The sequence below is a fragment of the Parasphingorhabdus sp. genome (assembly GCF_036964565.1).
Lineage (GTDB): Bacteria > Pseudomonadota > Alphaproteobacteria > Sphingomonadales > Sphingomonadaceae > Parasphingorhabdus.
The window spans coordinates 353,197-369,808 of the sequence record NZ_JBALTN010000001.1; the positions used below are offsets into that span (position 1 = coordinate 353,197).

At 62.3% G+C, this 16,612-nt stretch carries 13 protein-coding genes; 7 read left to right on the top strand and 6 right to left on the bottom strand.

What is annotated here, in order from left to right; genetic code table 11:
* Positions 1 to 5 precede the first annotated feature (5 nt).
* From V7650_RS01750 to V7650_RS01775, 6 genes are all read right to left on the bottom strand, one after another.
* Complete coding sequence (locus tag V7650_RS01750) at positions 6 to 488, bottom strand: TspO/MBR family protein (RefSeq protein WP_335654514.1); 483 nt, start codon at positions 486 to 488, stop codon at positions 6 to 8.
* Positions 485 to 1,696 (bottom strand): geranylgeranyl diphosphate reductase, encoded by a 1,212-nt coding sequence (locus V7650_RS01755; protein ID WP_335654515.1) that lies wholly within the window; start codon positions 1,694 to 1,696, stop codon positions 485 to 487. Before V7650_RS01755 ends, V7650_RS01750 begins: the two co-directional genes overlap by 4 nt.
* Positions 1,693 to 3,036, bottom strand: a complete 1,344-nt coding sequence (locus V7650_RS01760) for a BCD family MFS transporter (protein WP_335654516.1) — start codon at positions 3,034 to 3,036, stop codon at positions 1,693 to 1,695. The genes V7650_RS01755 and V7650_RS01760 overlap by 4 nt, the downstream gene beginning before the upstream one ends.
* Entirely contained in the window at positions 3,036 to 3,935 is a 900-nt protein-coding gene (chlG, locus tag V7650_RS01765) for a chlorophyll synthase ChlG (RefSeq protein ID WP_335654517.1), read from the bottom strand. The genes V7650_RS01760 and chlG overlap by 1 nt, the downstream gene beginning before the upstream one ends.
* Before the next feature lie 92 nt (positions 3,936 to 4,027).
* Positions 4,028 to 5,452 (bottom strand): transcriptional regulator PpsR, encoded by a 1,425-nt coding sequence (gene ppsR, locus V7650_RS01770; protein ID WP_335654518.1) that lies wholly within the window; start codon positions 5,450 to 5,452, stop codon positions 4,028 to 4,030.
* A 16-nt stretch (positions 5,453 to 5,468) separates the two neighbouring features.
* Positions 5,469 to 6,419, bottom strand: a complete 951-nt coding sequence (locus V7650_RS01775) for a cobalamin B12-binding domain-containing protein (RefSeq protein ID WP_335654519.1) — start codon at positions 6,417 to 6,419, stop codon at positions 5,469 to 5,471.
* A 211-nt stretch (positions 6,420 to 6,630) separates the two neighbouring features.
* Here V7650_RS01775 and bchF point away from each other — a divergent pair, with 211 nt between their 5' ends.
* From bchF to V7650_RS01810, 7 genes are read left to right on the top strand one after another with little or no spacing between them, the layout of a single operon-like run.
* Positions 6,631 to 7,164 (top strand): 2-vinyl bacteriochlorophyllide hydratase, encoded by a 534-nt coding sequence (gene bchF / locus V7650_RS01780; RefSeq protein ID WP_335654568.1) that lies wholly within the window; start codon positions 6,631 to 6,633, stop codon positions 7,162 to 7,164.
* On the top strand, positions 7,161 to 8,444 hold the full coding sequence (locus V7650_RS01785) for a ferredoxin:protochlorophyllide reductase (ATP-dependent) subunit N (protein WP_335654520.1): 1,284 nt from the start codon (positions 7,161 to 7,163) through the stop codon (positions 8,442 to 8,444). The genes bchF and V7650_RS01785 overlap by 4 nt, the downstream gene beginning before the upstream one ends.
* A 2-nt stretch (positions 8,445 to 8,446) precedes the next feature.
* Positions 8,447 to 9,988 (top strand): ferredoxin:protochlorophyllide reductase (ATP-dependent) subunit B, encoded by a 1,542-nt coding sequence (bchB, locus tag V7650_RS01790; RefSeq protein ID WP_335654521.1) that lies wholly within the window; start codon positions 8,447 to 8,449, stop codon positions 9,986 to 9,988.
* A complete protein-coding gene (locus V7650_RS01795; RefSeq protein WP_335654522.1) occupies positions 9,978 to 13,568 on the top strand; it encodes a magnesium chelatase subunit H in 3,591 nt (1,196 codons plus the stop codon). The genes bchB and V7650_RS01795 overlap by 11 nt, the downstream gene beginning before the upstream one ends.
* A 16-nt stretch (positions 13,569 to 13,584) precedes the next feature.
* The gene (gene bchL, locus V7650_RS01800) at positions 13,585 to 14,475 is read left to right on the top strand and encodes a ferredoxin:protochlorophyllide reductase (ATP-dependent) iron-sulfur ATP-binding protein (RefSeq protein ID WP_335654523.1); all 891 of its coding nucleotides are present in this window, start codon (positions 13,585 to 13,587) and stop codon (positions 14,473 to 14,475) included.
* A complete protein-coding gene (gene bchM / locus V7650_RS01805) occupies positions 14,472 to 15,170 on the top strand; it encodes a magnesium protoporphyrin IX methyltransferase (protein WP_335654524.1) in 699 nt (232 codons plus the stop codon). The genes bchL and bchM overlap by 4 nt, the downstream gene beginning before the upstream one ends.
* Positions 15,167 to 16,591, top strand: a complete 1,425-nt coding sequence (locus tag V7650_RS01810; protein ID WP_335654525.1) for a BCD family MFS transporter — start codon at positions 15,167 to 15,169, stop codon at positions 16,589 to 16,591. The genes bchM and V7650_RS01810 overlap by 4 nt, the downstream gene beginning before the upstream one ends.
* Positions 16,592 to 16,612 lie beyond the last annotated feature (21 nt).

Here is a 16,612-nt window from a genome sequence, read left to right on the forward strand (position 1 = left end):
AATCCTTATCCGAATGGCCCGTTGAGTGCCACGATCTGATAGTTCAGCATGCCTGCGATGGTGACCCAGACGAGATAGGGTACAAGCAGAAGCGATGCGCTTTTCGAGAAGCGGCCGCAGAAAAGGATCAGCGCAAGGATCGAAAGCCACAGGGCGATCAATTCGTAAAAGGCCAGATCCGGCCGCTCGAGACGGAAAAACAGGAAGCTCCAGCTGAGGTTCAGGAAGCCGTTGAGGGCAAACAGGCCGAGCATGATTTCGGCGGTCCGCCGGGTCGGGGCCTTCTGCCAGCCCAGAAAGCCGGCCAGGGCGATCAGCGCGAAAATCGTCGTCCAGATGATGCCGAACATATAGTCGGGGGGCGCCCAGTCGGGCTGCTGCAGGGAATAATACCAGCTGTCGAGAACCGTTATCGAACCGCCAACCATCGCCGTTATCAATGCCAGCGTCGCGGCAATGATAATCGGGAACAGGGCGGCTCGGTTCATCTCTCTACGGCTTTCAATCCAAACAGGTGACCAAGGTCCTTGAAGAAAATCTTCACATGGGCAAGCGGGTCACGCCTGACCAGTTCCTTGTTCATATAGGCCTCCCAAGTCAAGCGCTGTACGTCCGGATCGTCGCACATTTTAACGAAGCGCTCGCGGCGCTTGTCGTTCCTGTACCAGAAATATTGCATCATCCCGAGGATCCAGAAAACCCGGCCATGGGCTTTCATGAATGCCTTCCGCGCGGTTCCCAGAGCGCGTGCGTCGCCCGTCTGCAGGAACAGGTCCACCGCCTGCGCGCTCATCCGGCCGGCGGTCATCGCATAATAGATTCCTTCACCGGACGAAGGGGCGACGACGCCCGCGGCATCACCCGCCACCACCACATTTCTGCCATTGTCCCAGCGTTTCAGCGGCTTGAGGGGAATCGGGGCCCCTTCCTTGCGCACGGTCTCCCAGTGGGCAAAGCCGGTTTGCTCGCGCATCAGCCGGGTGGTCTCGCGGAGCGGGAAGCCCTTGTTGGCGCTGCCGAGCCCGATGCTCATATGGTCGCCGTGCGGAAAGACCCATGCGTAGAAATCGGGGGACAGATGTCCCTGATAATAGACATCGCACCGGTCTTCCTGATAGTCTGCATCGATAATGTCGGGGACTTTCACCACCTCGTGATAGGCGAAGACACAGGGCACTCGCTTGGCGTTGGGGAGGCATTTTTGCGCAACGCAGGAACGCGCACCATCGGCACCGATCACCGCCCTGGCGGTGACCGTCTGACGGGTGGACTGCCGGCCGCTTCGAAAAGCTATGGTGGCAATCCCGGCATAATCGGTCGTCACATTTTCGCACTTGCCGCTCATCCGGACAGCCCCCGACCGAGACGCGCGATCGCGCAACCATTCGTCAAACTGGTCGCGGTCGACCATGCCGACAAAGCCGTCGCCGACCGGCATGGTGACCTTTTTGTTGGAAGGCGCGATGATGCGCGCCGAATGCGCGTGCGCCACCAGCAGGGACTGCGGAATATCGAAATCCTTGAGAAGGCGCGGGGGAACAGCGCCGCCGCATGGCTTGATCCGCCCGGCCTTGTCGAGCAGCATCACCTTGTAGCCCTGACCGGCAAGCTCGTTGGCCGCGGTGGCGCCCGATGGCCCTCCTCCGACAACGACCACGTCATAGTCAGCGGATGCGTTTTTCGCTCCTTTGGTCATCTCTCCAATGCCTCTCTTGATGGTTGTGGGCGCAGCAGCCGCGTCCCGGTTGCAACGAAGGCGGCAACGAGAAACAGGATCGCCTCGACACCGAAAACGATCTGGAATGCTGCGGCGTTTTCGCCGGTGACAGCACGCAACTGGTCAACGATGATCGCGCCGCTCAGCCCGCCCAGCCCGAAGGCTATGGCCTGCGAGGCACCCCAGACGCCCATTCTGGCTCCCTCGCCGGATGTCTCGCCCTTGCCCGCAAGGCCGAGCATTGCGCTGACGGCCGCAACCGCGAATATCCCGTTGGCGAGACCCAGTCCGAAGACATTGGCCTGCAGCGGCCAGCCTGACCCGGCAATCGCGGCAAAGGACAGCGATGTCAGCATGAGGGAGGAGCCGATGCAGCCGATCACGATCCAGAGCTTCAGATTCTGGCCGAATCTTCTGGCATAGAGGCTGCCCCCCGCGCCTGCGACCAGCATGCCGATCAAGATGCCGCCATGCTGTAGGCTGGACAGCCTGGTCGACTGGCCCGGCGTCATGTCGAACAGCAGGCCGGCGAATGGTTCCATGATCAGATCCTGCATGCTGTAGGCCAGCATCGAAACGAACACGAAACAGGTGAATCGGCGGGCCTCGCGGTCGCGCCAGATTTCTCCGAGAACTTCGGCAAAATCGCCGGATTGCTGATCGGAATGTTCGCGGTGGACGACAGGATTTCCGTCTTCCACGCCTTTCAGCGCCAGCATGGCGAGGGAGAAGGCTGTCAGGGCGACGATGCTCGAGACGATGGCGAGGCGTGGCGCGCTGAACGGATCCAGGAAGACACTGGAAATGCCCGCTGCGAGGACGATCCCGGCCACCATCATGGTCCAGCTGATGGCCGCGGCGGCCGGCTTGCGCTCGGCAGACACGCGGGATGCCAGCAGCGCGAGCAGGGCGGTCCCCGAAATCCCCACGCCGAGACCGATCATCGTGAAGCTGACAATGGCCAGCAGCATCGAGGCGATTCCCGGGCTGGCCATCATGATCGTCGCGTCGACCGCAAGAATTGCGCCGAGCGCGAGAATCCCCAGGCCGCCGACGATCCACGGCGTACGCCGGGCGGATTGGTCAGACCGATGGCCCCACAGGGCGCGCGTCAGTTGCACGGCATAATGCCATGCCACCAGCGCCGCGGGGACTGCTGCCATCACGGCATATTCGACCACCATCACCCGGTTCAGCAGCGAAGTGGCCAGCATCACGATCGCGCCGATCGCGGCCTGCACGGTCCCGAGCCTGAAGATGCCGAACCAGCTCAGGCCCGCAGACTGTTTTCGAACATGAACCCGCGCCACCGTGGCCATCAGAAATATCCTCCCAGTCCCAGCGCGGCGGCCAGCATGCCCAGAACATATAGCGAGACGCCGGTGGCGTTATACCAGGGCGCGAATTTGCGCGGGTCCGATACGAGGCGGACCATCAGCCCGACCTGGACGAGCAGCAACAGGCTGACGATCGCGGCCGACCAGACATAGGCCTGTATCGCCAGCAGTAGAACGACCGCGAGCTGCGCAACCGCCATGGTTGCGCAGGCCAGCAGCGCGGCGGGGCGTATACCCATGGTGACCGGAAGCGAACGCAGCCCCATCGCCCGGTCTCCCTCGATCGCCTTGAAGTCGTTCAGGGTCATGATTCCGTGCGCACCGAGGCTGTACAGCAGCAGCACCGCAACGACATTGCCGGAGGGCATGCCACCGATCATCACGCTGGCACCGGTGAACCAGGACAGGCCCTCGTAGCTCAGGGCACAGACGAGGGGGCCGAGCCAGCCGCTGCGCTTCAACCGGAACGGCCGCGAACTGTACGCCCAGCCAAGAAACAGCGCGATGCAGGTCGCTGCCAGTATCCAGATGCCGAGCATCGCTGCGAGAGCGAGCGACAGGCCGGCGCCGGCCAGCGCTATCGCGATCGGCCAGCGACCGGGGACCCGGCCGGAGGGAATGGGACGCCCGGGTTCGTTGATGGCGTCGACATGGCGGTCGCACCAGTCGTTGATTACCTGGCTGGTGCCGCAGACCAGCGGCCCGGTCAGGGCAATGCCCGCCCACAGAAATAGCCAGTTGTCGGAAATTGAAACCCCGGATGACACGACCCCGCACAGGAAGGCCCACATCGGCGGAAACCAGGTGACCGGCTTGGACAATTCCACAATGTCCCGCAGCGCCGGACCGTTTGATAATCTTGGAATTGCCGAGTCTGACATGTATCGAGGCTATGCCTTGACAGGGTATGTGTCAAATTAATTGGACATTCCGACCGGAAGATTCTGTCGGTTCGGCGGGGGGCGATGCGCGGCTAGTGCGTCGGGTCCTTGCCGCTCAGATTACCCAAGCCGTGCCGATGCAGTTTCGAATAGAGGCTCTGACGGCTCAGGCCCAGTATTTCTGCCGCCGATGCCCGGTTGTCCGACGTGTGGACCAGCGCCGCTTCGATGCACATCCGTTCGATCAGGTCCGTGCTTTCCCGGACGATGTCCTTCAGCGGCTTGCGCCCGACCAATTCGGTCAGCTGATCGACGCTGCGCGGGCTGTCGCCGATGGAATGCGGCAGATCGCGTTCCCGCCGGCCGACACCGCGGATCGAGTAGCCGTAGAGAGGTTCGTCGCGTTCGATCATGATGGCGGAGATTTCGACCGGCTCTTCGCCCCCGCTGAGATCGTTGACGACCGTGCTGAAGTTGCGGACGTGCCTGTGATCTCTGAGCTGCTTCTTCAGCAATCCCAGATCCACGTCGGGGCGGCCGATGTAGCGGTTGAGCGATTGACCGAGCAGATGTTCCACCGAAGCGGTTTGAACCAGTTCGGCAAAAGCCTTGTTGGCAACGATGATGCCATGCTTTTCGTCCGTCAGCACGAATGCGTCCGGCATCTGCTCCACCGCATCCAGGACATATTGGTCGGATGACTTGCCCGGCACATCATGCGTGCCGTCGTCGATATCGATCAGCAGGAACTGCTTTCCGGACTGGCGGAAAGGCGATGCCGATAGCTTGACCGTGCCGGTCCGGCCGACCAGTCTGGCAAGAACGGGCTCGGCCGCGGCGCTGACGGCGGCCGCGCCAAAATAGGTGATCAGCTTGTCATGATCGTCGGCGGTGACGAGATCGAGGATATTCTTCCGGTCCAGCGTACCGGGAGCGGCGCCCATGATATTGTGGAAAGCGCGATTGGCCTGCTGGATCAGGCGGCTCTCCGACTCGATGATCAGTACCGGATAGGAAATATTGTCGAACAGCAGGCGATAGCGGGTCTCTGTCTGCCGCAGATTCAGATAGTCGCGCTCCATCGACTGCTGGGTCTTCAACAGTCGCTGCTGAAGCATGGCGACCGTGCGCAGATCGCGGCCAATGGCAAGGATATAGCCATTGTTGTCGGGCTGGATCACCTTGTAGCGGACCGGTATCTCGCCGTCCTTGCTCGGGTGATTGACCTGGCGCCATTCCCGTGCGGTTTCAGAATCCCTTTCCAGCATCTGCTCGATCTTGCCGACGCTTTCGGCGCTCACCGTATCGGGCCATGCCTGCCCGACCCACTTGTAGACAAAGCTGTGATCGGCGGTATTGGCGGCGACGTCGACGATCTTTCCGGCTTCGTCAATTGCCAGCATGAAGTCGCCCGAGGCATAGGCGAGTTCGATCACATCGTCTTTGGAAAAGCCGTCGAAAATAGCGTCCGCATCGCCAAAGGGCACCCGATGGTCAGCTGGCTTCAGGATGTTCATCGGCGTTGGTCATGATCTAAACTAAACTTTCAAACATGTCGGCCTTCAGCGGAACCAGCGTATCAGCCAGTTTCACCGCCGAAGGATCATCGACGGCGGTAGCATCCGCGCCACATTCTTCGATCAAACCCGGCGCATCGTTGATGACGCGTCCGCCCATCATAATCTGGGTTCCCGGATTGTTCGAAACCGACCTGATCGCCTTGACCAAACCGGATAGGGTCGCCTTAGGACAATCCAAACTGACGGTCAATCCGATCAGGTCATAGCGGCGGCCGGCGAACTTGCCGATCAGTTCGGAATGGCTGGGTTCGATCAGAATATCGGCGTCCCAGCCTGCGCGGTAGAAGCATTCCGCGATCATCAGCGTGCCGAAACTATGCTGTTCCCCCGGCATGGTCGAAAAAAGGGCGGATCGTTGCCCGAAGCCGGCAACGGCCGGGGGCGGAATGCGCAGGGTCAGTTCACGCAGTATTTCCTGGATCCGCCACAAGCCCATGGTGACGTCCACGAAATCCCTGTCGTCAGATTCCCAATATTCTCCAAGCCGGCGCGCGGTGGGGGCCAGCAGATCGACGTAAATCGAGTCGACTGGGCAGCCGTTGGCGAGACATTTGTCCACAAAATCGAGGAGTTCCCTGGCATCGCTGCTGGTCGAGAGCAGGGAAAAATGTTCGACATCTTCTGCGGTGATCTGGCGGGGTGCCCTGCCGCTGGGGTCGATCGGCCGATCCTGCTCCTCGAGCCGATAGCCGGGTTCCGGCCGGTCCGCAATCAGCTGCGGTATGACCAGATTCTGTATCAAGATCGAAAGTTCGTGGCCAGCATTGTCAAATCCATCCTTTTCAGGAAGTTTCGTTCTCGCGCACTCGTCCGCACGAGCATTTTCCGGTGCCATTATTTTCCAAGTTGATCGCCAGTCGTCGAGTTTGGATCGAAGCTCGGATATCCCAAATCCATTAGGCATTCTCAGACTCCCCTAAAAAGTCTGGTCGGCGTGACATAACGTCGGCCCCTTGGGCCTTTTCGGCCTCAAGTGAGTCGCAAGCTATGTCAAATTTGATTAGCTGACAATCGAAAAAGTGTCAAATAAAATGGACGTCTAAAAAACTTGACACTTTATCCCAAACGGACTTAGTCTGTTTCCTGCAACATTGGGAGCGGTCGATCATCACATGATGGAGAGTAGGGATCCAAGCCTGACAACCCCGCAAAGCGAGGCTTCCGCTGGAACCCGTTATCCCGTTTCCCTGTATACCGAAGCCCAGCGCAAACGGCGTGACGAGTCGGTCTGGACCCTGGTGCAGGGAATATTGGCGCCGATCCAGTTTCTCATATTCCTGTGCAGCCTCGCCCTGGTCATCCGATTCCTGCTGACCGGTGAAGGCGAACTGGCGGCCGAGATGTCTATCCTACTGAAGACATTGGTGCTGTACACGATCATGATCACCGGATCGATTTGGGAAAAGGCCGTTTTTGACGAATGGCTTTTTGCCCGGCCCTTCTTCTGGGAAGATGTGTTCAGCATGGCGGTGCTGGCGCTCCATACAATTTATCTGGTGATGTTGCTCGGCAGCTTCGGAAGCGTTGAACAGCGGCTTTACGTCGCTCTGGCCGCCTATGCGACCTATGTGATCAACGCAGGACAGTTTCTATGGAAGCTGCGCATCGCGCGGCTGCAGGGAACAGGCGCCGTGGCGGTGGCGGCATGAACGCCATCCTGCCTCTTGCCCGAGCCAGCGGCGAGGCATGCGCACCGGTTCTGAAAGAGCGCGGTCAGCGGGAAGTGTTTTGCGGCCTCACCGGCATCGTCTGGCTGCACCGCAAGATGCAGGACGCGTTCTTCCTCGTCGTCGGCTCGCGCACCTGCGCACATCTGCTGCAGTCCGCCGCCGGGGTGATGATCTTTGCCGAGCCCCGCTTTGCGACGGCGATCATGGAAGAGCGCGATCTGGCCGGGCTGGCCGATGCCAATGAAGAACTCGACCGGATCGTCGATCAGCTTCTGGCGCGGCGGCCGGAGATCAAATCGCTGTTTCTCGTCGGCAGCTGTCCTTCGGAAGTGATCAAGCTGGATCTCGCCAAGGCGGCGCAGCGGCTCGGCGCAAAACATGCGCCGCAGGTACGGGTTCTCAACTATTCCGGCAGCGGCATCGAAACGACCTTCACCGAAGGCGAGGATGCCTGCCTGGCATCGCTGGTTCCGGTGATGCCGGCGCTGGCGGCCGACGCGCCGGCCAATCTGATCATCGTCGGCTCGCTCCCCGATATTGTCGAGGACCAGTTCCTGCGGCTGTTCGCCGAGCTCGGTATCGAAAATGTCGCGAGCCTGCCGGAGCGCGCGGTTGCGGATTTGCCGGGCGTTGGTCCCAACACCCGCTTCCTGCTTGCCCAGCCCTTTCTGGGCGATACGGCGCAATGTCTGAAGGAACGCGGTGGGGTGCGGCTGGACGCACTATTCCCGTTCGGAGTCGAGGGCACGACCAGCTGGCTGCAGGCCGCTGCAGACGCATTCGGGGTTGAGCAGAAACGCTTCGACGCGATACTGGCTCCCTACCAGCAGCGCGCCCTGAAGGCGATCGCGCATCACCGGGAGCGGCTGGCGGGCAAAACGATCTTCTTCATGCCGGACTCGCAGCTGGAAGTGCCGCTGGCGCGCTTTCTGGCCAACGAACTGGGCATGGTACTGACCGAAGTTGGTACGCCCTATCTGCACCGCAGCCATCTGGCGCAGGAACTGGCCGCGCTTCCTGCGGGCGTCCAGCTCAGCGAAGGGCAGGATGTCGACAAGCAGCTGGACAGGGTGCGCGCCATCAGGCCCGACCTGACGGTCTGCGGCCTCGGCCTCGCCAACCCGCTGGAGTCCGAAGGGCTCTCGACCAAATGGGCGATCGAACTGGTGTTCTCGCCGATCCACGGTTTCGACCAGGCCGGCGATCTGGCCGAACTTTTTGCCCGGCCTTTGCGCCGGCGCGACGTGCTGAGGGTCTAGCGATGCAGCTTTCCGTCTGGACCTATGAAGGACCGCCCCATGTCGGGGCCATGCGGGTCGCCACCGCGATGGAAGGCATTCATTATCTGCTGCACTCGCCCCAAGGCGACACCTATGCCGACCTGCTGTTCACGATGATCGAACGGCGCGGCAAGCGGCCGCCGGTGACTTACACGACCTTTCAGGCGCGCGATCTCGGCAAGGATACATCGCAGCTGTTCCAGACAGCGGCTCTGGATGTGGTCGAGCGCTTTGCCCCGGATGCCATGCTTGTGGGCGCATCCTGCACAGCCGAGCTGATCCAGGATGACCCGGCCGGGCTGATCGAGAAAATGGGGCTGCCGATTCCCGTCATTCCGCTCGAATTGCCGAGCTACCAGCGCAAGGAACATTGGGGCGCGGCCGAAACCTTCTACCAGATTGTCCGCACGCTGAGCGACAAGGGCCGGCGCGCGAGCGACAAGAATGGTCGGCGTCCGCTGGTCAATCTGCTCGGGCCAACCGCGCTCGGTTTCCGTCACCGCGATGATATTGTCGAGATTAGCAGCCTGCTCGGAAAGATGGGTATTGACGTGAACGTCACCGCGCCGCTGGGCGCCTGTGCCGCCGATATCGCCCGGCTGGGGGAAGCGGATTTCAATATCGTGCTCTATCCGGAAACGGGCGATCTGGCGGCAGACTATCTGAAGCGCGAATTCGGACAGCCTGCCGTTCGCACCGTGCCGATCGGCGTGGGTGCGACAAAGGACTTCGTGCGCGAAGTCGCCGCGCTGGCCGGGATTGATCCCGAGCCGATGCTCAAAGACGGATTGTCGCGCCTGTCCTGGTGGAGCCGTTCGATCGACTCCAACTATCTCACGGGAAAACGGGTGTTCATCTTTGGCGATGGCACGCATGCCGTTGCGGCTGCCCGGGTCGCCAGTGAGGAGCTGGGCTTCAAGGTCGTCGGCCTCGGCTGCTACAACCGCGAATATGCCCGCGATGTCCGGGCGGCGGCAAAACTCTATGGCGTCGAGCCGCTGATTACCGACGACCATCTCGCGGTCGAACAGGCGATCGAGGATGCGCAGGTCGAACTGGTGCTGGGCACGCAGATGGAACGCCATATCGCCAAGCGCTTCGGCATCGGCTGCGCGGTGATTTCCTCGCCCGTCCACGTTCAGGATTTTCCGGCGCGCTACTCGCCGCACATGGGCTTCGAGGGAGCCAATGTCATATTCGACGAATGGGTCCATCCGCTGGTCATGGGGCTGGAAGAGCATCTGCTGACCATGTTCCGCGATGATTTCGAGTTCAACGATCACGCCGGCGCCTCGCATCTGGGACCCGGACATGCCGCCCCGGTCAAGGAAGACGCGATGGCAACGCCGGCCAACGATACTGAAGCGGTGTGGAGCGAGGACGCCCAGCGCGAGCTGAAGAAAATTCCGTTCTTCGTGCGCGGCAAGGCAAAGCGGAATACCGAGACTTTCGCCTCGGAACAGGGCGTCGCCACGATCGAGCTGGCAACGCTGTACGAAGCAAAGGCGCATTATGCCCGGTAGCGCCAGCCCATCCGTCCGCGTGGTCATCGTCACCCTGGACAATCATCTCGCCGGTGCCGTCGAGCGCGCCAACATGCGGCTGGCCAAGGACAATATCACCATCGGCATCTATGCCGCGTCCGACTGGGACCGCAACCCGATGGTTCTCGATCGCGCCAAGGCTGACATCGCCCGGGCCGACATCATCATCGCCACCATGCTGTTTCTGGAAGATCATGTGCAGGCGATCCGGCCCGCCTTGCTCGAACGGCGCGATCAGTGCGATGCGATGATCGGGCTGATGTCGTCGGCCGATATCGTCAAACTGACCCGGCTCGGCGGCTACAGCATGGACAAGCCGGCCAAGGGGCCGCTCGCCCTGCTCAAGAAACTGCGCGGCTCGAAAAAGCCGGGCGCGAGTTCCGGCGCGGGCCAGATGAAAATGCTGCGGCGGCTGCCCAAGATTCTCCGCTTCATTCCCGGCGCGGCGCAGGATGTCCGCCAATATTTCCTGACCATGCAATATTGGCTGGCGGGATCGGACGACAATGTCGTCGACATGGTGCGCGCGCTGATCGATCGCTATGCCAGCGGTGACCGCGCAGGACTGGCTGGCCAGATGGCGCCCGAACCGCCCCGGGAATATCCCGAGGTCGGTGTCTATCATCCGGATATGCAGGAGCGACTGGCCGAAGACGCGGCGAAATTGCCGGCAGCAAAGCAGACCGCCGGCACGGTCGGACTGCTGATGCTGCGCTCCTACCTGCTGGGCCGCGATACCGGTCATTATGACGGCATGATCCGGACGCTGGAAGCGAGCGGCCTGCGCGTCATTCCCGCCTTTGCCAATGGTCTGGATGCCCGGCCGGCGATCGAGGCATTTTTTGTCCGCGATGGCGAACCGCAGGTCGATGCGATCATCAACCTGACCGGCTTCTCGCTGGTCGGTGGGCCAGCCTATAATGACGTGGACGCAGCGGTCGAGACGCTGACCGGTCTCGACGTGCCCTATGTCGCGGCGCATCCGATCGAATTCCAGTCGCTCGAGCAGTGGGGCGCGGGCAAGATGGGCGTGCTGCCGCTGGAGACGACGATGATGCTGGCGATCCCCGAGCTGGATGGCGCGGTCGCTCCCAGTGTCTTTGGAGGACGATCCGACGGCTCGCCCGAGGGCTGCACGGGTTGCAGCCGCAACTGCAAATTCCCCGCCAATGACAATGTCCGGGCGATGCACAGCTGCCCCGAGCGCGCCGAGGCGCTGACCGGCAAGATCGCCAATCTGATCCGGCTGCGGCGGGCCGACAGGGCCGCACGCAAGCTCGCCATCGTCCTGTTCAATTTTCCGCCCAACGCCGGAGCCACGGGCACCGCTGCCCATCTGGCGGTGTTCGAATCGCTGCACGCGACGCTGCACCGTCTTCAGGATGAAGGCTATGTCGTGGACGCGCCGGAGACGGTGGAAGAGCTTCGCAATGCCATCCTCCATGGCAATGCTGACCAGTTCGGCGCTGATGCCAATGTTGCAACCCGGATCAGCGCCGATAACCATGTCCGCCGGGAACACTGGCTCAGGGAAATCGAGGCGCAGTGGGGACCCGCGCCCGGACGGCAGCAGAGCGACGGCCAGAGCATCCAGGTCCTCGGCGCGCATTTCGGCAATGTCTTCGTCGGAGTGCAGCCCTCCTTCGGTTACGAGGGCGATCCGATGCGGTTGCTGTTCGAGGGCGATTTTGCCCCGACTCATGCCTTCTCGGCTTTCTACCGCTATATCCGCGAGGATTTCGGCGCGCATGCGGCGCTGCATTTCGGCACCCACGGCGCGCTCGAGTTCATGCCGGGCAAACAGGCCGGGCTCAGCGGCGATTGCTGGCCCGAGCGGCTGCTGGGCGATCTGCCTAATTTCTATCTCTATGCGTCGAACAATCCGTCCGAAGGCATCATCGCCAAGCGCCGTTCGGGCGCGACCCTGATCAGCTATCTGACGCCGCCGCTGGCTGAGGCCGGGCTGTACAAGGGGTTCGGCGATCTGAAGGCGCTGCTCGAACGCTACCGCACGGTGGCCCGGGAGGCGGCGGAACAGCAGGAGCTGGAAATCCTGATCCGCGACCAGTGCGCGGCGCTGGATATCGAGGCCGGCGACATGGACAGCCTGTCCGGCCGGCTCTACGAGATCGAGCGGGAACTGATCCCGCAGGGACTGCATGTGTTTGGCGGCAAGCTCGCCGGTGAAGAGCGCGACAGCCTGGTAGACGCGATGACCGGCGCCAGCCCCGAACTGGACCGCGCCGAGATTGAAGCGAGGCTGGACGCCAATGACGAACTCGGTTCGCTGATGCGCGCGCTCGACGGCGCCTTTGTCGCCCCCGCGCCCGGCGGCGACCTGCTGCACAATCCCGATGTATTGCCGACCGGCCGCAATCTGCATGGCTTCGATCCGTTCCGCATCCCGAGTCCCTTTGCGTGCATGCAGGGCAGGGCCCAGGCCGAGCAGCTGATCGAGCGGCACCTGACGGATGGCGGCAAGCTGCCCGAAAGCATCGCGATGGTGCTGTGGGGCACCGACAATCTGAAGAGCGAGGGGTCGCAGATCGCGCAGGCGCTGGCGCTGATCGGCGCGCGGCCCAGATTTGATGATTATGGCCGGCTGGCCGGAGCCGAGCTGATCCCGCTGGCCGAGCTGGGCCGGCCGCGGATCGATGTGGTGATCACCCTGTCCGGCATATTCCGCGACCTGCTGCCGCTGCAGACGCGGATGATCGCCGAAGCGACCTGGCTCGCGACCATCGCCGACGAGCCGGCCGACCGGAATTTCGTCCGCAAGCACAGCCTGACGCACCAGGCGCAACATGACTGCGATCTGGAAACCGCCAGCCTGCGCGTCTTTTCCAACCGGCAGGGCGCTTATGGTGCCAATGTCAACATGATGATCGACGAGGGATCGTGGAGCGATCCCGACGAACTGGCCAACATGTTCGAGACCCACAAGGGCTATGCCTATGGCCGCAGCGGTGAGCCGACCCAGCATCGCAGGCTGTTCGAAAGCGAGCTAGCCGGGGTCGAACTGACCTACCAGAATCTGGAATCGGTCGAGCTGGGCATCACCGATATCGACCATTATGTCGATGGTCTCGGCGGCATGAGCAAGGCGGTGGAAAAGGCACGCGGCGCGACCGCACCGGTCTATATCGTCGACGCGACGCAAGGCGGGGCGGCGAAGGTCCGCACGCTGGGCGAGCAGATCGATCTCGAGACCCGCACCCGGATGCTCAATCCGAAATGGCACGAAGGCATGCTGAAGCACGGCTTCGAGGGTGTGCGCGAGATCGAGCATCATGTGACCAACACCATGGGCTGGTCGGCCACCACCGGCACGGTGTCGCCGTGGGTCTACCAGAAGATCAGCGAGACCTTCGTGCTCGACGACGCGATGCGCGCGCGGCTGGCGGAACTGAACCCGAAATCATCGGCCCGGGTTGCCGACCGCCTGCTCGAGGCGTGCGAACGGCAATTGTGGACCCCCGACGCAGCGACGCTGGCGGCCCTGAGAGATGCCAGCGATGATCTCGAGGACCGGCTGGAAGGCCTGGTCGCGGCAGAATGACAGGAGAGAGAAGCATATGACCCTATTGGATGGAAGCGACTCCCCGCCCGATGGTGACGGCAGTGTCCAGGTTGCCCTCGACCCGGATGACAAGATTCAGGGCGCGAAGGTCTTCGCGGTCTATGGCAAGGGCGGGATCGGCAAGTCGACGACCTCGTCGAACCTGTCGGCGGCCTTCTCGAAACTCGGCCACCGGGTGCTCCAGATCGGCTGCGACCCCAAGCATGATTCAACTTTCACGCTGACCAAGAAGATGATGCCGACGGTGATTGATGTCCTCGAGTCCGTGGACTTTCACAGCGAGGAGCTGCGCGTCGAGGATTTCATGTTCGAAGGCTATAATGGCGTGATGTGCGTCGAGGCGGGCGGACCGCCGGCGGGTACGGGCTGCGGCGGCTATGTCGTCGGGCAGACGGTCAAGCTGCTCAAGCAGCACCATCTGCTCGAGGACACCGATGTGGTGATTTTCGATGTGCTCGGCGATGTCGTCTGCGGCGGCTTTGCGGCGCCGCTGCAGCATGCCGACAGCGCCGTGGTGGTTGCCGCCAACGACTTCGACAGCATCTTCGCGATGAACCGGATCGTCGCGGCAATCAATGCCAAGGCCAAGAACTACAATGTGCGGCTGGCCGGCGTGGTTGCCAACCGCTCGGCCGAAACCGACGAGATCGACCGGTTCAGCGATGCGATCGGCATGCGGCGCCTGGCCCATTTCAAGGACCTTGATGCCATCCGGCGGTCGCGGCTGAAGAAATGCACCCTGTTCGAGATGGAGGATTCTCCCGAGGTCGAGCAGGCCAGGCAGGAATATATGAACCTCGCGCGGACGCTGTGGAACGGCGTTGATCCGGTGGCGGCGAGGCCGATGAAGGATCGCGACATTTTCGAATTTCTGGGGTTTGAATGATGGGATATAGTCTGGCTTCGACTTCATATCAGGAAAGCCGCACGCGGCTCGAGACCTATTTCGACAAGACCGCCCGCAAGGCGTGGGAGGATCTGACGTCCGACGTGCCGGTCAGCGGCATCCGAGCCACGGTGCGCGCGGGCCGCGACCAGATGCGCGCGCTGCTTTTGTCGTCGCTGCCGGCCGACATGCACGGGATGCGGTTGCTGGATGCCGGCTGCGGCACCGGCGCGCTGGCGATCGCTGCCGCCGAGCGCGGCGCGGACGTGGTCGCGATCGACGTGTCGCAGGGGCTGATCGATGTGGCGCAGAAACGGGCGCCGAAAAATCTATCGATCGACTGGCGGGTGGGCGACATGCGCAACCGCGATCTCGGGATTTTCGATCATGTGATCGCGATGGACTCGCTGATTCACTATGATCTGGCGGATGTCATGGGCGTGCTGCAGGCCTGGTCTGCCCGCGCCAACGAAGTCGCCTTCACGTTTGCACCGAGCACGACGCTGCTGAAAATCATGCATGCGACCGGAAAGGCCTTTCCGCGCAGTGATCGCTCGCCGGCGATCAAGCCGATTGCCGAAAGTCGGCTGAAGCAGGAAATCCGGGCTGAGATGAACGGCTGGACCGTGAATTTCAGTGAGCGCGTGTCGAGCGGCTTCTACAAATCGCAAGCCATGGGGATCAGCCGCGCATGAACGAACGGCCATCCGCTGTGACCTTCTGGCAGGCCGTCGGTACGCGGTTCCTGCCCTTTGCGGACGCGGCAAGCGTCGAGCTTCCCCTCGGACGCTTGCTGCGTCTCGCCTTGTTTCAGGTCAGCGTCGGCCTTGCCGCGGTGCTGCTGAACGGCACACTGAACCGCGTGCTGATCGTGGAACTGGATACGCCGACCTGGATCGTCGCGCTGATGATCGCCATTCCGCTGCTAGTCGCGCCGTTCCGGGCGCTGATCGGCTATCGTTCGGACACCCACCGCTCGGTGCTAGGCTGGCGGCGCGTCCCCTATATCTGGTTTGGCACGCTCGGCCAGTTCGGCGGTCTGGCGATCATGCCTTTTGCGCTGATCCTTGTCACCCGGCCCGATACATTTGTCGTCGGCGTCGCGGCGGCCTGCCTGTCCTTCCTGCTGACCGGGGCAGGGATGCACGTCACCCAAACCGCAGGACTGGCGCTGGCAACGGATATCGCTCCCGATGACAAGCGTCCCCGGGTTGTTGCCTTGCTCTACGTCATGCTGCTCGTCGGCATGATGCTGGCCGCATTCACCGTCGGCAATCTGCTGGCCGCCTTTACTGCCACCAAATTGATCCAGGTCATCCAAGGTGCCGCCGCGCTGACCATGGCGCTCAATATTGTCGCGCTGTGGAAGCAGGAAGCCCGCAACACCGGGATCACCATGTCGACTGTGGACGATCCCCGCTTCTCGGCGATCTGGGCGTCCTTCACCGCCCGGCCAAACACCAAGCGGTTGCTTCTGGCCATTGGCCTGGGAGCCATGGCCTTCGCGATGCAGGATGCCTTGCTGGAACCCTATGGCGGTCAGATACTGGGACTGTCGGTCGGATCCACGACCGCACTTACCGGTACCTGGGCGATCGGCGCGCTGGCCGCCTTTGCCTACAGCGGCAAGCGCCTGGCCGATGGTTCCGATCCCCTCCGTCTGGCCGGTCTCGGCGCCGTGGCCGGAGTGGCCGCCTTTCTGATGACCCTGTTCGCCGCACCGCTGGTGTCGGTTCCGCTGCTATTTGCCGGAGCCACCGTGATTGGGTTCGGCGTTGGCCTTTTTTCGGTCGGGACGATGGTCGCGGCGATGGGACTTTCGAACTCGGGAAACGCCGGGCTGGCGCTTGGCGCTTGGGGTGCGGTGCAGGCAAGCTGCGCGGGCCTCGGCATCGCGCTGGGCGGACTGATCCGCGACGGCATTGCCTATGTTGCCCTGACAGAAGGTATGGGCCCGACGCTGGCCGACCGGGCAACGGGCTACGGCACCGTTTTCTGCCTGGAAATCTTGCTGCTGCTGGTGACGATGGTTGTGCTCGGCCCGGTTATCGGTCGCGGCCGGGAACGGGTGGATGGTGACGCTGCGGGATTCGGTCTGAGCGAATTCCCGACCTGATGGGACAATTGAATTTTGAGG

Excerpts from the sequence above, each read along its gene's own strand:
- V7650_RS01750 (WP_335654514.1), bottom strand. The coding sequence starts at position 488 with ATGAACCGAGCCGCCCTGTTCCCGATTATCATTGCCGCGACGCTGGCA.
- bchF (WP_335654568.1), top strand. The coding sequence starts at position 6,631 with ATGGAGAGTAGGGATCCAAGCCTGACAACCCCGCAAAGCGAGGCTTCC.
- V7650_RS01810 (WP_335654525.1), top strand. The coding sequence starts at position 15,167 with ATGAACGAACGGCCATCCGCTGTGACCTTCTGGCAGGCCGTCGGTACG.
- ppsR (WP_335654518.1), bottom strand. The coding sequence starts at position 5,452 with ATGAACATCCTGAAGCCAGCTGACCATCGGGTGCCCTTTGGCGATGCG.
- V7650_RS01760 (WP_335654516.1), bottom strand. The coding sequence starts at position 3,036 with ATGGCCACGGTGGCGCGGGTTCATGTTCGAAAACAGTCTGCGGGCCTG.
- V7650_RS01775 (WP_335654519.1), bottom strand. The coding sequence starts at position 6,419 with ATGCCTAATGGATTTGGGATATCCGAGCTTCGATCCAAACTCGACGAC.
- chlG (WP_335654517.1), bottom strand. The coding sequence starts at position 3,935 with ATGTCAGACTCGGCAATTCCAAGATTATCAAACGGTCCGGCGCTGCGG.
- V7650_RS01795 (WP_335654522.1), top strand. The coding sequence starts at position 9,978 with ATGCCCGGTAGCGCCAGCCCATCCGTCCGCGTGGTCATCGTCACCCTG.
- bchL (WP_335654523.1), top strand. The coding sequence starts at position 13,585 with ATGACCCTATTGGATGGAAGCGACTCCCCGCCCGATGGTGACGGCAGT.
- V7650_RS01755 (WP_335654515.1), bottom strand. The coding sequence starts at position 1,696 with ATGACCAAAGGAGCGAAAAACGCATCCGCTGACTATGACGTGGTCGTT.
- bchB (WP_335654521.1), top strand. The coding sequence starts at position 8,447 with ATGCAGCTTTCCGTCTGGACCTATGAAGGACCGCCCCATGTCGGGGCC.
- bchM (WP_335654524.1), top strand. The coding sequence starts at position 14,472 with ATGATGGGATATAGTCTGGCTTCGACTTCATATCAGGAAAGCCGCACG.
- V7650_RS01785 (WP_335654520.1), top strand. The coding sequence starts at position 7,161 with ATGAACGCCATCCTGCCTCTTGCCCGAGCCAGCGGCGAGGCATGCGCA.